The organism is Streptomyces paludis, from assembly GCF_003344965.1.
Lineage (GTDB): Bacteria > Actinomycetota > Actinomycetes > Streptomycetales > Streptomycetaceae > Streptomyces > Streptomyces paludis.
Genome location: NZ_CP031194.1, coordinates 3,641,801 through 3,657,428, shown reverse-complemented (window position 1 = coordinate 3,657,428; position 15,628 = coordinate 3,641,801). Strand labels below are relative to the sequence as shown.

The 15,628-nt window shown below is 70.9% G+C and carries 12 protein-coding genes; 9 read left to right on the top strand and 3 right to left on the bottom strand.

Annotated elements, in window-relative coordinates; translation table 11 throughout:
* Positions 1 to 1,371, bottom strand: a complete 1,371-nt coding sequence (pdhA, locus tag DVK44_RS16095) for a pyruvate dehydrogenase (acetyl-transferring) E1 component subunit alpha (RefSeq protein ID WP_114660300.1) — start codon at positions 1,369 to 1,371, stop codon at positions 1 to 3.
* 324 nt (positions 1,372 to 1,695) lie between these two features.
* Between pdhA and DVK44_RS16090 the strand changes: the two genes are divergently transcribed.
* The 3 genes from DVK44_RS16090 to DVK44_RS16080 all read left to right on the top strand — a co-directional run bounded on the left by DVK44_RS16090 (position 1,696) and on the right by DVK44_RS16080 (position 4,310).
* Positions 1,696 to 2,355, top strand: coding sequence for a response regulator (locus DVK44_RS16090; protein ID WP_114660299.1), 660 nt, complete (start codon positions 1,696 to 1,698; stop codon positions 2,353 to 2,355).
* 197 nt (positions 2,356 to 2,552) lie between these two features.
* On the top strand, positions 2,553 to 2,969 hold the full coding sequence (locus DVK44_RS16085) for a pyridoxamine 5'-phosphate oxidase family protein (RefSeq protein WP_114665167.1): 417 nt from the start codon (positions 2,553 to 2,555) through the stop codon (positions 2,967 to 2,969).
* A gap of 198 nt (positions 2,970 to 3,167) precedes the next feature.
* On the top strand, positions 3,168 to 4,310 hold the full coding sequence (locus tag DVK44_RS16080; RefSeq protein ID WP_408055401.1) for a phosphotransferase: 1,143 nt from the start codon (positions 3,168 to 3,170) through the stop codon (positions 4,308 to 4,310).
* A 110-nt stretch (positions 4,311 to 4,420) separates the two neighbouring features.
* Here the strand turns inward: DVK44_RS16080 and DVK44_RS16075 are convergent, their stop codons facing one another.
* The gene (locus DVK44_RS16075) at positions 4,421 to 6,121 is read right to left on the bottom strand and encodes a protein kinase domain-containing protein (RefSeq protein WP_114660298.1); all 1,701 of its coding nucleotides are present in this window, start codon (positions 6,119 to 6,121) and stop codon (positions 4,421 to 4,423) included.
* A gap of 358 nt (positions 6,122 to 6,479) precedes the next feature.
* On the opposite strand from DVK44_RS16075, the gene DVK44_RS16070 reads away from it, so the two are divergent.
* The 6 genes from DVK44_RS16070 (at position 6,480) to DVK44_RS16045 (ending at position 14,406) form a co-directional block, all read left to right on the top strand.
* Positions 6,480 to 8,183 carry a protein kinase domain-containing protein gene (locus tag DVK44_RS16070; RefSeq protein WP_114660297.1) on the top strand — a complete coding sequence of 568 codons (1,704 nt, stop codon included), beginning with the start codon at positions 6,480 to 6,482 and terminating at the stop codon, positions 8,181 to 8,183.
* A gap of 78 nt (positions 8,184 to 8,261) precedes the next feature.
* Positions 8,262 to 8,984: a hypothetical protein gene (locus tag DVK44_RS16065; RefSeq protein ID WP_114660296.1), complete on the top strand. Its 723-nt coding sequence runs from the start codon at positions 8,262 to 8,264 to the stop codon at positions 8,982 to 8,984.
* Between the two features lie 120 nt (positions 8,985 to 9,104).
* On the top strand, positions 9,105 to 9,740 hold the full coding sequence (locus DVK44_RS16060) for a PadR family transcriptional regulator (RefSeq protein WP_114660295.1): 636 nt from the start codon (positions 9,105 to 9,107) through the stop codon (positions 9,738 to 9,740).
* A 345-nt stretch (positions 9,741 to 10,085) separates the two neighbouring features.
* The gene (locus DVK44_RS16055; RefSeq protein WP_114665165.1) at positions 10,086 to 10,889 is read left to right on the top strand and encodes an ABC transporter ATP-binding protein; all 804 of its coding nucleotides are present in this window, start codon (positions 10,086 to 10,088) and stop codon (positions 10,887 to 10,889) included.
* A complete protein-coding gene (locus DVK44_RS16050; protein WP_114660294.1) occupies positions 10,886 to 13,762 on the top strand; it encodes an ABC transporter permease in 2,877 nt (958 codons plus the stop codon). Before DVK44_RS16055 ends, DVK44_RS16050 begins: the two co-directional genes overlap by 4 nt.
* Positions 13,763 to 13,863: 101 nt before the next feature.
* Complete coding sequence (locus DVK44_RS16045) at positions 13,864 to 14,406, top strand: bacterial proteasome activator family protein (protein ID WP_114665164.1); 543 nt, start codon at positions 13,864 to 13,866, stop codon at positions 14,404 to 14,406.
* Positions 14,407 to 14,525: 119 nt separating this feature from the next.
* Here the strand turns inward: DVK44_RS16045 and DVK44_RS16040 are convergent, their stop codons facing one another.
* Positions 14,526 to 15,506, bottom strand: a complete 981-nt coding sequence (locus DVK44_RS16040) for an NAD(P)H-quinone oxidoreductase (RefSeq protein WP_114660293.1) — start codon at positions 15,504 to 15,506, stop codon at positions 14,526 to 14,528.
* Positions 15,507 to 15,628 lie beyond the last annotated feature (122 nt).

Sequence of the window (15,628 nt, the reverse complement as noted above, 5' to 3'; positions counted from 1 at the left end):
TTAGTTGGCCCCCTCTGCCGCCGCGCCATCGGCCGTGCCCTCGTCGAACGACGCCTGGTACGCGGCGAACTGCGCGCGCTCCTCGTCGACGAGCGCGTGCCCGTCCGCGTACACATGCTCGAAGATCGCCATGCGGTCCGGCTGGGGCATCGCCCGTACCACGTCTCTTACCCGCTTCCCGAGCGTCTCGCTCTCCGCCTCCAGCGCCGCGAAGAACGCCTCGTCGGCCGCGCCCACCCGCTCCAGATACCGGCGCAGCCGCAGGATCGGGTCCTTGGCCTGCCACGCCTCCGTCTCCTCGGCCGCGCGGTACTTCGTCGGGTCGTCGGAGGTGGTGTGCGCGCCCATGCGGTACGTGAACGCCTCGACCAGCATCGGGCCCTCGCCCCGCCGCGCCCGCTCCAGCGCGGCCCGGGTCACGGCCAGACAGGCGAGGACGTCGTTGCCGTCCACCCGGACGCCGGGGAAGCCGAAGCCCTGCGCGCGCTGGTAGAGCGGCACCCGGGTCTGGCGCTCGGTCGGCTCGGAGATCGCCCACTGGTTGTTCTGGCAGAAGAACACCACCGGCGCGTTGTAGACGGCGGAGAAGGTGAACGACTCGGCGACATCGCCCTGGCTGGACGCGCCGTCGCCGAAGTACGCGATCACGGCCGAGTCCGCGCCGTCCTTGGTGATGCCCATCGCGTAGCCGGTGGCGTGCAGGGTCTGGGAGCCGATGACGATGGTGTAGAGGTGGAAGTTGTTGGTGCTGGGGTCCCAGCCGCCGTGGTTCACCCCGCGGAACATGCCCAGCAGATTCGTCGGGTCCACCCCGCGGCACCAGGCCACGCCGTGTTCGCGGTAGGTCGGGAAGACGTAGTCGTCGTCGCGCAGCGCGCGGCCCGAGCCGATCTGGGCGGCCTCCTGGCCCAGCAGCGACGCCCACAGCCCCAGCTCGCCCTGGCGCTGGAGGGCGGTGGCCTCGGCGTCGAAGCGGCGCGTCAGCACCATGTCGCGGTACAGCCCGCGCAGCTCCTCGGGGCTGAGGTCGACGGAGTACTCCGGGTGCTCGACCCGTTCGCCCTCCGGGGTCAGCAGCTGTACGAGGGGGGGCTCGGAAGTCTGCGGCGCCGGCGGTGCCTCCGACGTCGGCTGAGGCTGCGGCTGCGGCTTCTGCTGCTGCCTCGGCTGAGACTTCTGCTGCCTCGGCTTCGCCTGCTGCTTCGGCTGCGACGTCTTCTTGGCGGCGGCGCGGCTCGTCCCGGACGTCGTCCCGGACGTACCAGCCGTCCCGGTCGCCCCGGTGGTCCCGGTGGTCCCGGTAGCCCCGGCCGTACCGCCCGTCCCGCTGGTGCGTCGCGGTTTACGAGCGGCAGTGCTCTCCACGGTCACGTGCGTGCTCCTCCGTCTGTCCGGCCCCCGGGATCCGCCGGGAACCAGTGCGGCTGCGCCTGCGCGGTCCTTACGCACGGGGTGGGTGCGACCGGGCCGTACAGACGTGACAGGTGCCCCGGCGGACTCTCTGTCACAAGCACGTTACCCAGTAGTCCGCATTACTGCGAAACCCCATTTGACCTGCAATTTTGCTTGGATTTCCAAGTAAATCCGCAAAGTCCGGTACAACCACTGGTCACAGCCTCGCAGGACGCCGGAACACCGGCACGTTATCCCGCTGATCAGCGGCAGGGAAGGGGTGAGTGTGTGAGACTGAATTTCGTGCGAGAAGAGGGAAAAATCACGGTATTCCTGCTTGATGACCATGAAGTCGTCCGCCGGGGCGTCTTCGAGCTGCTCTCGGTCGAGGACGACATCGAGGTCGTCGGAGAGGCCGGTACGGCGGCCGACGCGATGGCCAGAATCCCGGCGACCCGACCCGATGTGGCGGTGCTGGACGTCCGGCTGCCGGACGGGAGCGGGGTGGAGGTCTGCCGGGAGATCCGCTCGCGGGACGAGAACATCAAGTGCCTGATGCTCACCTCCTTCGCGGACGACGAGGCGCTCTTCGACGCGATCATGGCCGGCGCCTCCGGCTATGTACTGAAGGCGATCCGGGGCAACGAGCTGCTGACGGCCGTACGGGACGTGGCGGCCGGGCGCTCCCTGCTGGACCCGGTGGCGACGGCCCGCGTGCTGGAACGGCTGCGCAACGGCAAGGACCCGAAGGGCGACGACCGGCTGGCCGACCTGACCGACCAGGAGCGCCGGATCCTCGATCTGATCGGCGAGGGCATGACGAACCGGGCGATCGGCGAGCAACTGCATCTCGCGGAGAAGACGATCAAGAACTACGTCTCCAGCCTGCTCGCGAAGCTGGGCATGGAGCGGCGCTCGCAGGCCGCCGCCTTTGTGGCACGGATCCAGGCGGAGAAGCGCTGACGCGTACGTACGAAGAAGCGTGAAGGAGTGACGGTACGTAGCGGAGCACCGCGCCCGCAACATGCTCACACCACGTCCGTACGCTCCCTACCGCGCCAGTACCGCGTCCGTATCCATCCCAATCGGGACCAACGTCCCGGGCTTGAGGGGCCGCCTCCCCTGGTGAAGCCCCCCTCCCGTGACCCAGAGTGGACACCATGTCCACCGAGGAACTCCGTGCCATAGAGCTGCTCAACCGCGTGTCGCACGGGCACGTGGCGACGAGCATGCGGGCCATGCCCCTGATGGCGCCCGCCCGCCATGTGGTCACGGGGGGCTCGGTGCTGCTGCGGATGCACGCCGGCACCGGCTACCACCGCGCCTGCGGCGGCGGGGTGGTGGCGTACGGCGCAGACAACTTCGGCAGCGGCGAGGAGAACCTCTGGTCGGTGCAGTTCACCGGCACCGCCGAACTGGTCGATCCGACCGCTCTGGAAATCGAACTGTTTGATTCAAGTCCGAATTCCGTGGACGGCGAAGCATTTGTGCCCGTCTTTATGCGACTTGAGCCCCAGTTTGTCATCGTACATATGATCGAATACGCCCGCGAGCGACAGAGTCAACACGCTGCGTGATCTAACATCTGGCAAGTGCTGCGCTCATATGAAATCGCTGCGCCTGCCGCGACCGCTGTCATTCCACCGCCCGCCTCCGCCACCCGGCGGACCCCACAGATCACCACCATCTCCACCATCTCGGCCATCTCCACCATCACCGCTGTCTCGACCATCCCCAGCGCCCCCACCGCCCCCGCAATCCCGGCCATCCCCACGATCTCGGCCGCCTCAACCACCCCACACGCCTCTCACGGCGCGGGCCCCCCGGGCCTCCCCTTACGTACGCTGCTCCGCCGCTACCGCAACGCCGGCGATCCCGTGTCCTGCGAACCGGTCGCCCAAGGGCTCCTCAACCGCGGATACCGCCTCCGCACCACCCACGGCGCGTACTTCCTCAAGCACCACCTCGACGGGGACCACGTGTCCATCGCCCGTCAGCACCGCGCCACCCAGCGGCTCCAGAAGCTCGGTGTGCCCGTCGCGCCGCCCGTCGAGAGCGCCGACGGCGACACCGTCGCGGTCATCGGCGGCCGCTGCTACGCCCTGCATCCGTGGATCGAGGGCCGCCACCGCGACGGCGCCGAGCTGACGGCCGACGCGTCCCGGCGGCTCGGCGGGCTCCTCGGGCTGGTCCACACCCGGCTGGACGAGGTAATGGAGCCGAGTCTCGCGGACAGCCCCGCGACCGGCCCCGCGTACGGCGCCACGGCCCACCCGGCGGCCGGTCCCGCGACCGGCCCGGCGAACAGCCCCACGGCCCTCTCCCGCCTCAGCGAACTCCCCTACCTCAGCCCCGACCCCGCCGATACCCTCGCCCTCATCGACGAGCTGCTGCTCCTGGCGCGCGGGCGGACCCACGCGGATGTCTTCGACCGGCTCGCCGAGCACCGGCTGGTCGAGCGCCGGGGGCTGCTGGAGCGGCACGCCCACCGCCGCCCGCCGCCCGGCGCCGTGCCCGCCACCGGCTGGGTGCACGGCGACTTCCACCCGCTGAACCTGCTCTACCGGGGCGCGGAACCGGCGGCGATCGTCGACTGGGACCGGCTCGGCGTGCAGCCGCGCGCGGAGGAGGTCGTACGGGCCGCCGCGATCTTCTTCGTCCGCCCGACGGGCGAGCTGGAGCTGACGAAGGTACGGGCGTACGCCCGCGCGTACCGGAGCGCGGCCGGCACCTGCGCCGCCGAGCTGGCCGCGGCGGTGCACCGGGTCTGGTGGGAGCGCCTCAACGACTTCTGGATCCTGCGCTGGCGCTATCAGCTGGACGACCGGCGGGCGGACCCGCTGTTCGCGGCGGTGTCGGCGCTGGCCGTGTGGTGGACGCGCGAGTACGACGCGGTGTGCGAGGCGTTCGCCGGGTGAGACCGGGCGGGTAACACGCGCGGGACGTATGGAGGGGGCACGCGCGCGGAGAGGGTGACAGGCAGCTCGCCCGTCACCCCCTCCGTACTACTGCGGATCCCGCGGCCAGGTCAGCCGCCGGTGCCCGCGCTCGTCCCCGTACCGGCGTCCGTCCCCGTGCTCGTGCCCGCGTCCGTGCCCGCGTTGGCCGAACCGCCGTTGTCCGTCCCCGCGTTCGCACCCGCGTCCGTACCCGCGTTGGCCGAACCGCCGTTGTCCGTGCCCGCGTTGGCCGTGCCTTCCGTGGTGCCGGCGGAGGCGCCGGAGTCCGCGCCCTCGTCCGTGTTGCCACCGTCATCGGACGGCTGCGTGTCGGTGTCCGTGGGCTGCGTGTACGTCGGCTCCTCGCTCTTCTGCGGGTAGGACGGCGTGTAGCGGGGGGTGTTGAAGCCCCCCGGGTTCTGATTGCCGCCGGTCGAGCTGTCCTGCGTGGGCTCGTCCGAGGGCTCCGTCTCCGTGGGCGTCGGGCTCTCGCTCGTCTTCGTCTCGCTCGGGGTGCTGCTCTGCTCGGTCTTCTTGTTGTCCGTGCCCGTATCGCTCATGTTGTTCACGGCGAACGCGACACCCACGACGATCGCGATCAGCGCGAGCGCGGCGAAGAGGATCATCTTGCCGCGGTTGCCGCCGCCGGATCCGTTGCCGTACTGGCCGTTGCCGTACTGACCGCCGCCGTTGCCGTAGTGACCGCCGTCGTATCCGCCGTCGTTCGGGTTCATCGGCGGCAGGATCGCGCCCTGGGCGGTCTCGCCGTGCGACGGGTAGCCCATCGCGGTCGTCGCGCCCATGCCCATCGCCGCCGTACCGCCGGCGCCGTGCGAGTCGACCGGGCCGGTGTTCCACGTACCGGTGTAGCCGCCCTGCTGCTGGAGCATCTGGAGGCTGTACTGGACGAGGCCGCGCATCTCCTCGGCGCTCTGGAACCGGTCGTCCGGCTCCTTCGCCAGCGAGCGCATGACCATGCCGTCCAGCTCCGGCGGCGCCACGTCCGAGGCTTCGGAGGGCGGCACGGGAATGTCCTGAACGTGCTGGTAGACCACGGAGAGCGGCGTTTCGCCGGTGAACGGGGGCCGCAGCGCGAGGAGTTCGTACAGCAGGCAGCCCGTGGCGTACAGGTCGCTGCGGTGGTCGACCGCCTTGCCCAGCGCCTGCTCGGGGGAGAGGTACTGCGGCGTGCCCATGACCATGCCGGTCTGGGTCATCGTCGACTGCGCGCCGTGCAGGGCGCGCGCGATGCCGAAGTCCATCACCTTGACCGCGCCCGCGTCCGTGATGATCACGTTCGCCGGCTTGATGTCGCGGTGCACGATGCCGTGCTCGTGCGAGTAGGCGAGCGCCTCCAGCACCCCGGAGACGATGATCAGCGCCTGCTCGGGCGGCGGCGGATCCGCGCTGATCAGCAGCTCACGGATGGTGCGGCCCTCGACCAGCTCCATGACCATGTACGGGACGGTCTGCCCGTTGAGCGTGTCCTCGCCGGAGTCGTACACCGCCACCACCGCGTGGTGGTTGAGCCCGGCGACCGACTGCGCCTCGCGCGTGAAGCGGGCCTTGGAGATCGGGTCCTCGGCGAGATCCCCGCGGAGCAGCTTCACCGCGACGATGCGTCCGAGCCGTACGTCCTCGGCCGCGAACACCTCGGCCATGCCGCCCCGGCCGAGGCGGTGGGTCATGCGGTAACGGCCGTCGCCGACGGTCCCGCCGACCAGTCCGTTGTCGCCCCAGGAGTCCGCCGCATCCGACACTCCGCCGCCTGCTTCGGGTTCGGGTGCCATCAGTCCTCGCCGTCGTTTCTGTCCGCTTGATGACCGCGCGCGCGGTCCGCGGTGGGTCTGTGTTTCTCAGGGGATGTCTCAGGGGTGGCTATGCCACATCACGCTACAGCCTCTGTGTGACACGCCGGTCCAGGATGGACCGGCCATGAAACCTCTTGGACCGGTACCCGTGCAAATTCCATGATTTTCCTGTAACGCTTCCGAGACGCTTGCTGTGCTTACGGTCACGGAACGGGCACCTCGCTTGACGTGTCGGTGCCCTGGGGCAGACTTGGCCAGGATGGCGGGATCCGCACGTAGGACCGAGCGAAGCCGCGCTGGGATCACCGTGTCAGGACGCCGAGGGGGAAGCAAAATCATGAGCCAGAACGGCGCACAGGGCCGCTACGCGGGGGGTTCGGTCGCAGGTGGCCGCTACCAGCTGCGTGACCTCCTCGGCGAGGGCGGCATGGCGTCCGTATATCTGGCGTACGACGCGGCGCTCGACCGGCAGGTCGCGATCAAGACACTCCACACGGAGCTGGGGCGCGAACAGTCCTTCCGCGAGCGCTTCCGGCGTGAGGCGCAAGCTGTTGCGAAGCTGTCGCATTCCAACATCGTTTCCGTCTTCGACACGGGTGAGGACGAGCTCGATGGCGCGCTCATGCCGTACATCGTCATGGAGTACGTCGAGGGGCAGCCGCTCGGCTCCGTGCTGAACGCCGATGTCGCCCAGTACGGCGCGATGCCCGCCGACAAGGCCCTCAAGGTGACCGCCGATGTGCTGGCGGCCCTGGAGGCCAGCCACGAGATGGGGCTGGTCCACCGGGACATCAAGCCGGGCAACGTGATGATGACCAAGCGCGGCGTCGTCAAGGTCATGGACTTCGGCATCGCGCGCGCCATGCAGTCGGGCGTCACCTCGATGACGCAGACGGGCATGGTCGTCGGCACCCCGCAGTACCTCTCGCCCGAACAGGCGCTGGGGCGCGGGGTCGATGCCCGTTCGGACCTGTACTCGGTCGGCATCATGCTCTTCCAACTGCTCACGGGCCGACTGCCGTTCGACGCGGACTCGGCGCTGGCCATCGCGTACGCACATGTGCAGGAGGAGCCGGTCGCGCCGTCGAGCATCAACCGTTCGGTCACCCCGGCGATGGACGCGCTGGTCGCGCGGGCGCTGAAGAAGAACCCGAACGAACGCTTCCCGAGCGCGGACAGCATGCGTGACGAGTGCCTGCGTGTGCTCGCCGCCGGGCAGGCGACGAGCGCTCCGGCGATCGTGCCGACCGCCCCGCAGGCCAGCGGCTCGGGCGTGGGCTCGGCGGTCTTCCCGCCGGTGGAGCAGGGCGCGCAGCCGCCGCAGGGCGTCGTCCAGGCGCCGTACCAGCCGGGACCGTACGGACCGCCAACGCCGGCCCCGGGTCCGGTCCAGGGGCCGATCTCGGGACCGGTTCCGGGGCCGGTCCCGATGCAGGCGGCGCCCGGATACGGCTATCCGCAGGCGGGCCCCGTCGGGTATCCGACCGCGCCCTCCATGGGGCAGGGCGGGCAGCCGTACATGATGGCGCCGCAGCAGACGATGGGGGCCGGGGCCGGCCACGGCGGGAACGCGGCGGGCAGTGGGGGCAACGGCAGGCGGAACACGCTGGTGATCGTGGGGGCGATCGTGGTGGCGCTGCTGGCGATCGGCGGCCTGCTCACCCAGCTGAACGACAAGAAGGACACGTCCGACGACGCCGGGTCGAATCCTTCCGCCTCCTCGGCCTCGAAGCCCGCGGCGGCGGGCCACCGGGATCCGGAGCGGAACCGGACCATCAAGTCGTCCGCCTGCTCGAACGCGCAGACGGACGGGCTGGATCCGTCAAAGGTGTCGGCGCCCGATCTGCGCTACAAGGACCTGCTCTCGGTGAAGGACTGCCTGCGCGCGGCCGGCTGGAAGTGGAAGTCGCCGATAAAGGAAGTGGACAACGGCCAGTACGCCGAGGACACCGTGATCGAGCAGTACCCGAGTTCGGGCAGCGCGGTCCTCCCCAATGACCAGGAGTTCGAGCTGACGATCTCGACGGGCAACCCCGAGTAGGCCGGGCGGGCGCCCAGCGCCTGTTCACTCCTCTTTGTACAAGATGCCGGAGTTGTCGCCGCGTGTGACGCTGAACCGGTGAAGTCGGTCACCCCGAGGCTCCGTACACCCTGCGCACTCGCGGTCGCGGCGCTGCTGCTGACCGCACCCGGCGCGACCGACGCCCTGGCCGACGCGTCCGCACCGCCCTCCGCCGCGGCTTCGCCCGCCCCTGGCCCCGCCCACGGCCCCGCCCGCGGGGATGGGGACAGGGACGGAGATACGGACGACGGGGACGCGGAGGGCGAGGACGAGGGCCCGAGGGACGGTACGGACCCGGGCGCCGGGAAGGACCCCGGGACGGGCGCGCGGCCCGGCAGGCCTCCTGCTTCCGGACGGCCCGGCCGGTCACCGACTCCGGCCGGCCAGTCTTCCGCCACCTCGGCCGCGTCCGCCGCTTCGTCCGCGTCCTCGGCTCCGGCGGCGCCGTCCCGTACCCGTACCGGCTCCCGTACGTCGCCCTCACCGTCCCCCTCGCCCTCACCCTCGCCCTCGCCGTCACGCGACGCGGCGGGCGGCCGGGGCGGCGACGGGGGCGGTGACGAAGGGGCGCGGTGGCTGCCCGACGAGGAGGCGGCGGGGGACGCGTGGGAGGAGTCCGCCGCACCCGGTGAACCTCCCCCGGACGCCGGACGGCGGCGCTCCTCACGAGCACTGACGCAGACGGCGGTACGGCCGGTTCCCGTGCTGACTCTGGGGACCGGTTTTCTGCTGACCGGGCTCGGGATCGGCTTCCTGGGGCTGCGGCTCAGGCGCCGCTGACCAGGCCGTTGACCACACCGAGACCGCGCTGCTGACCGCGCCGTCGTCCTTACGGCGGACTTACGGGATCCGTCTCAAGTCGCTTGCTCAAAACCACCTCCATCCCCCAACATACTCAGTATGTCGATTCGCCACGGACTCCTCGCCCTCCTGGAACACGGGCCGCGGTACGGCTCGCAGCTCCGTTCGGAGTTCGAGTCCCGCACCGGTTCCACCTGGCCGCTCAACGTCGGTCAGGTGTACACGACCCTCAACCGACTGGAGCGCGACGGCCTGGTCGTGCAGGAGGGCGAGGACGCGGCGGGACACTCGCTGTACCTGATCACGGACGCCGGGCGCGTGGAGCTGCACTCCTGGTTCCGTACGCCGGTCGACCGGGCCAGTCCGCCGCGCGACGAGCTGGCGATCAAGCTCGCCATGGCCGTGGGCGCGCCGGGGGTCGACATCAGGGCGGTCATCCAGGCGCAGCGGCACCACACCATCCGGGCGATGCAGGACTACACCCGGCTCAAGGCGCGGGCGCTGGCCGCCGTACCGACCAACCGGGACGAGGTGGCCTGGCTGCTGGTGCTGGAGCAGCTGATCTTCCAGACCGAGGCCGAGGCCCGCTGGCTCGACCACTGCGAGTCCCGGCTGGTCCGGCTCTCGCTGACGGAGCCCGTGGCCGCCGCGCGGCAGGCCGTGCCGCCGGCCGCTGAGGACCCAGCGGCGGACCCGGCGGCGGACGCCGCGACAGCCGCCGGGCAGACCCCCTAGCGGTTCGCGGCCCCGGCCCTGGTGGCCGGGTGGCGCTGGGGTGGTGGCGCCGGGGGTGGCGGTGGTGGGGGTGGCGGTGGTGAAGAAAAGAGTCCCGTCACCCGAACCACATCCGACCACCCGAACGTCTCCCACCACACCGCACCGGCGCCACGCCGGCCCGCACCCCGCACCACACCCGCCCACGCACCTTCCACACCCGCACCACCTCGATTCGCCCGCCCGCCGTGTCCCCGCCCCGGCAGGACGGTGATCGCACAGAGGCACCACGGCGTCGGCACCGCAATGCCCGTGGCCGCCTCGTTCTTTCGCGTACATGCCTCCACCACCCCGAAGGGGACCGTCATGCCCGGCACGTCACAACAGCCTCATCCGTCACCTCAGCCCCATCCGTCACCTCAGCCAACCCGGTCGCATGACGGGCAGCTGCCCGTACTCCAGCTGGAGAATCTGACCCGGGTCCACGGCAGCGGCCCCACCGAGGTGCACGCCCTGCGCGGGGTCAACCTCAGCGTGTTCCCCGGTGAACTCGTCGCCGTCATGGGCCCGTCCGGCTCGGGCAAGTCCACGCTGCTGACCATCGCCGGCGGCCTCGACTCCCCCACCTCGGGCCGCGTGATCGTCGAGGGCACCGACATCACCACCGCGAGCCCGAAGCAGCTCGCGGCCATCCGCCGCCGCAGCATCGGCTATGTCTTCCAGGACTACAACCTGATCCCCGCCCTCACCGCCGCCGAGAACATCGCGCTCCCCCGCGAGCTGGACGGCACCTCCGCGCGCAAGGCGCGCGTCGAGGCCCTGGCCGCGCTGACGGAGATGGGACTCGAACAGCTCGCCGACCGGTTCCCCGACGAGATGTCCGGCGGCCAGCAGCAGCGCGTGGCGATCTGCCGGGCGCTCGTCGGCGACCGCCGGCTGGTGCTCGCGGACGAACCGACCGGCGCCCTCGACTCCGAGACCGGCGAGTCCGTGCTCGCCCTGCTGCGCAGCCGCTGCGACGCGGGCGCGGCCGGCATCCTGGTCACCCATGAGCCGCGCTTCGCCGCCTGGGCGGACCGGGTGGTCTTCGTACGGGACGGCTCGGTCGTGGACCAGACGCTGCGCGCCGAGGCCGACTCGCTGCTGACCGGCCAGGCGGCCGAGCTGTGAGCAATCTGTTCCACTCCTGGCGCGCCGCGATCCGGATCGCCCGCCGCGACGCCTGGCGCTTCAAAGGACGCAGCTTTCTCGTCCTCACCATGATCGCCCTGCCCGTCGTCGGGGTGAGCGCGATGGATCTGACCATCCGCAGCGCCTCCCTCACCACCGAGCAGGAGCTGACCCGCGATCTGGGCTCCGCCGCCGCGCGGTTCATCGACCCCCATTACTCGGGCGAGCCCATACTCCAGTCGCCGGACTCCCAGAACTACCGGGCGGCGAAGGAGGAAACGGAGGACGGGGACGGCTCCGAGCAGCTGCCGGACGGTCACGCGGATCTCGTGAAGTCCGTCCCGTCGGGCGCCAAGTCCCTCACGGACACCCGGGGTTACGCGAAGCTCCGCACCGCCAAGGGGCTGCTGAACGCCGAGGTCCGCGAGCTGAAGGCCGCGGACCCGATGACCCGGGGCATCATGACGCTCAGGAGCGGCCGTTTCCCGGAGAAGGCCGGCGAGGCCGCCGTGACCACGCATTTCCTGGAGACAAGCGGTCTGAAAGTGGGCTCCAAGCTCACCGCACGCGGACTGGACGCGGACTTCCGGATCGTCGGCTCGTACGAACTGCCCAGCGAACTCAAATCCGACCAGGTCAACGTCCTGCCCGGCGCGCTGCTGGCCCCGCTCGGCAAGGCTATGAAGGCCGAGGGGAGGGACTCCGTCACTCCGAGTTCCACCCTGCTGATCGGCGCGGCCGATGGTTTCACGTGGAACATGGTGCAGGAGGCCAACGCCCAAGGTGTCCTGGTCAAGTCGCGCGCCGTGGTGCTGAATCCGCCCGCCGACGCCGATGTGCCGCTCTACCAGCGCGAGGACGGGAGTGGCAGATACGACTACGGCTCCGGGACCAGCACTTCCGAACAGGCCGTCCTCATCACGATCGTCGGCCTCGCCGTCATGGAGATCTGTCTGCTGGCCGGGGCCGCCTTCGCCGTCGGCGCCCGCCGCTCGCGCCGTCAGCTCGGTCTGGTGGGCGCCAACGGCGGTGACCGGAGCCATATCCGGGCCATCGTGCTCGCCGGCGGTCTGGTGATCGGGGTCGTGTCGGCCGTCACCGGTACGGTCCTCGGTATCGCCCTCACCGCGGCCCTCCGTCCCCTGCTGGAGGACTATCTGGGCCAGCGCTTCGGGGGCCTGTCGTTCCGGCCGCTGGAGCTGCTCGCCATCGCGCTGGTCGCGGTGATCACCGGCCTGGTGGCCGCGCTCGTACCGGCCATCACCGCGTCCCGGGAATCGGTGCTGGCCTCGCTCACCGGCCGTCGGGGCATCCGCCGGAGCAACCGCGTACTGCCTGCCCTGGGGCTGGCCGCGGTCCTGCTCGGCGCGGCCGTCGCGCTGTACGGAGCGCTGTACTCGAAGCAGACCATGCTGGTCATGGGCGGCAGCGTGATAGCCGAGCTGGGGGTCATCGCGATGACGCCCGCGCTGGTGGGCCTGTTCGGGAAGATCGGTACATGGCTCCCGCTGTCGCCCCGGCTCGCGCTGCGCGACGCCGTCCGTAACCGGGGGCGCACGGCGCCCGCGGTGGCCGCCGTACTGGCCGCGGTGGCCGGCACAGTGGCGATCTCCACATACTCGGCGAGCCAGGACGTGCAGGGCCGGGCCGAGTACGTGCCGCGGCTGCCCAGCGGGGCGGTCGAGATCAACTTCTACGGGAACGACCCCCGGGACATCACGACCGTCCGGAGCGCCGTCGAGAAGACTCTGCCGGTCGACGTACGGGCTCCGGTCAGCAGGCTCACCGTCGGCGGGCCCTCCTGCACCTGGCACGACGTGGAAAAGGGCTGCGGCACGTATGACGTGATCATCCCGGAGGCCAACAAGTGCCCCCTGATGGAGACCGGTGACAAGGACGAGAGCGAGGTGTTCACCCCTGCCCAGCTCCGGAAGCTGAACAAGGACTGGCGCTGCGAGAACGACCCGCTCTACGGCCGCGGCCTCAATCAGGTGATCGTCGGTGACGCCGAGCTGCTCAAGGTTCTGGGCATCGATGATCCGGGCGCGGCGAAGGCACTCGCGGACGGCAAGATCGTCTCGCTCCACAAGCCGGCCGTCGACACCAAGGGCGAGATCTCCATCGTCCTGGCCGCCGACGCCGAAAAGGCGGAGAAGGCGCTCATGAACGACGAGCCGCTGCCGGGCGAGATCAAGAAGTTCCCCGCGTACCAGGTGCCGGGCGATTCCCGGTCCTACGGCGTCTCGGTGCTGCTCACGGCGGCCACGGCCGAGGCCGCCGGCTTCGGCAGCGCGCCGACCGGCGCGTACTACTCGACCACCCAGGCGCCCAGCGCCGACCAGGAGCAGCGGCTGGAGAGCGAGCTGGCCAAGACCGGCAACGAGGTGGGGTCCGAGGTCGAGCTGTTCGTCGAGCACGGCTACTCCAGCCGGTACAGCATCGTGCTGCTGGCGCTGACGGTCTTCGCCGGACTGGTGACCATCGGCGCCGCGGGTATCGCCACCGGTCTCGCCCAGGCCGACGCGGAAGCGGACCTCAAGACGCTCTCCTCGGTCGGCGCCCCGCCCCGGGTCCGCAGGACCCTCAGCGGATTCCAGTGCGGTGTGGTCGCCGTGATGGGGGTGGTGCTCGGTTCGGCGGCCGGCGTGCTGCCGGCCGTGGGGCTGCGGCTGACCGAGCGGCGCGAGCAAATGGACCAGTATCGGCAGATGTATGCGTCGGGGTGGGGCGACGGATCGGTACCGTACGTGCCGATCGTCATCCCGTGGGAGACCATCGGGGCCCTGCTGATCGCGGTGCCGCTCGGCGCGGCGCTCCTGGCGGCCCTGGTCACCCGCTCGCACCGCACGCTGGGCCGCCGGTCGGCGACGTAAACCCGCTGGTTTCCACAGTGGCCGTGCCCCCGTACGAAGGTCGAACACCTTCGTACGGGGGCACACCACGTGGGGCGCGCGCGTGCGCGACAATGGGCCGCATGGAGATGCCGAGGAACGAACGGTCGCAGGAGAGTCCCCATGTCCTCGTAGTGGGGCAGGACGGGATGGCGCTCGGCGCCGGGGGAGCCGACGGCGAGTCGCGCGAGATCCCGGTGACGGAAATGGTCGAACAGCCGGCAAAGGTCATGCGCATCGGCAGCATGATCAAGCAGCTTCTGGAGGAAGTCCGCGCGGCACCTCTGGACGAGGCCAGCCGGGTACGGCTGAAGGAGATCCACGCCGGCTCGGTGAAGGAGCTGGAGGACGGGCTCGCCCCCGAGCTGGTCGAGGAGCTGGAGCGGCTCTCGCTCCCGTTCACCGACGAGGCCATCCCCTCGGAGGCGGAGCTGCGGATCGCGCAGGCCCAGCTGGTGGGGTGGCTGGAGGGTCTCTTCCACGGGATCCAGACGGCGCTGTTCGCGCAGCAGATGGCGGCCAGGGCCCAGCTGGAGCAGATGCGGCGTGCTCTGCCGCCCGGTTCCATCCAGGAGGACGACAGCGAGCAGGGGCACGGCGCGATCCGCTCGGGACCGTATCTCTAGGTCCTAGGTCCTGCTCTGTTCCCGGTGCACTGTCACACACGGCGGCCCGGCACACCCCAGAGACAGCGGGGTGTGCCGGGCCGTCCGCGTCGCGCGGTCGGGCGTACGGGGGTCTGGGGTCAGGGCGCGGTCAGCAGCAGCTTGCCGATGTGCGTACTGGCCTCCAGGGCGCGGTGCGCCTCCGCCGCCTCCGTCATCGGCAGGGTCCGGTCCACGACGGGCCGGACCCGGCCGTCGGCGATGAGCGGCCAGACATGCTCCCGTACGGCGGCGATGATCGCCGCCTTCTCGGCCTGCGGACGGGCGCGCAGCGAGGTCGCCGTGATGGCGGCGCGCTTGCTCAGCAGGGCGCCGAGGGAGAGTTCGCCCTTCGCGCCGCCCTGGAGACCGATCACCGCGAGACGGCCGTTCACGGCCAGCGCCCGGATGTTCCGGTCCAGATACTTCGCGCCGACGATGTCGAGGATGACATCGGCCCCCGCGCCGTCCGTGGCCTTGGCGATCTCCGCCACGAAGTCCTGCTCGCGATAGTCGATCAGGATGTCCGCGCCCAGCTCGGCGCAGCGCGCCAGCTTGTCCGGGCCGCCCGCCGTGACCGCGACCCGCGCGCCGACAGCCTTCCCCAGCTGGATGGCCATGGTGCCGATCCCGCTCGCCCCGCCGTGTACGAGCAGCGTCTCGCCCGGCCGCAGATGGGAGATCATGAAGACGTTGGACCAGACGGTCGCGGCCACCTCGGGCAGCGCGGCGGCCGTGGCCAGGTCCACCCCCTCGGGTACGGGCAGCAGCTGGCCGATGGGGACGGCGACCTGCTCGGCGTAGCCCCCACCGGCCAGCAGGGCGCACACCTCGTCCCCGACGGCCCAGCCCGAGACCCCCGGGCCGAGCGCGGTGACACGGCCCGCGCACTCCAGACCGGGGTACGGGGAGGCGCCGGGCGGCGGGTCGTAGAAGCCCTGCCGCTGGAGCAGATCGGCGCGGTTCACCGCGCTGGCGACGACCTCGACAAGGACTTCGCCCTCGCCTGGTACGGGATCGGGCACCTCGGCCCATACAAGCGCCTCGGGGCCACCGGGTTGCGGAATCGTGATCGCATGCATGGCCGCGAGGCTACTCCGGCGGGTGTCGCGACAGGGGGATCAGCGGTCCGGAACCTCTGCGCTCCGGGGCCTCCGTGGTCCAGGGCCTCGCCGTTCCGGAGCCCTCGCGTCGTTTCGGAGCC

Coding starts and splice junctions, on each gene's coding strand:
- DVK44_RS16085 (WP_114665167.1), top strand. CDS start 2,553: ATGTCCACCGAGGAACTCCGTGCCATAGAGCTGCTCAACCGCGTGTCG.
- DVK44_RS16075 (WP_114660298.1), bottom strand. CDS start 6,121: ATGGCACCCGAACCCGAAGCAGGCGGCGGAGTGTCGGATGCGGCGGAC.
- DVK44_RS16070 (WP_114660297.1), top strand. CDS start 6,480: ATGAGCCAGAACGGCGCACAGGGCCGCTACGCGGGGGGTTCGGTCGCA.
- DVK44_RS16060 (WP_114660295.1), top strand. CDS start 9,105: ATGTCGATTCGCCACGGACTCCTCGCCCTCCTGGAACACGGGCCGCGG.
- DVK44_RS16055 (WP_114665165.1), top strand. CDS start 10,086: ATGCCCGGCACGTCACAACAGCCTCATCCGTCACCTCAGCCCCATCCG.
- DVK44_RS16045 (WP_114665164.1), top strand. CDS start 13,864: ATGGAGATGCCGAGGAACGAACGGTCGCAGGAGAGTCCCCATGTCCTC.
- DVK44_RS16040 (WP_114660293.1), bottom strand. CDS start 15,506: ATGCATGCGATCACGATTCCGCAACCCGGTGGCCCCGAGGCGCTTGTA.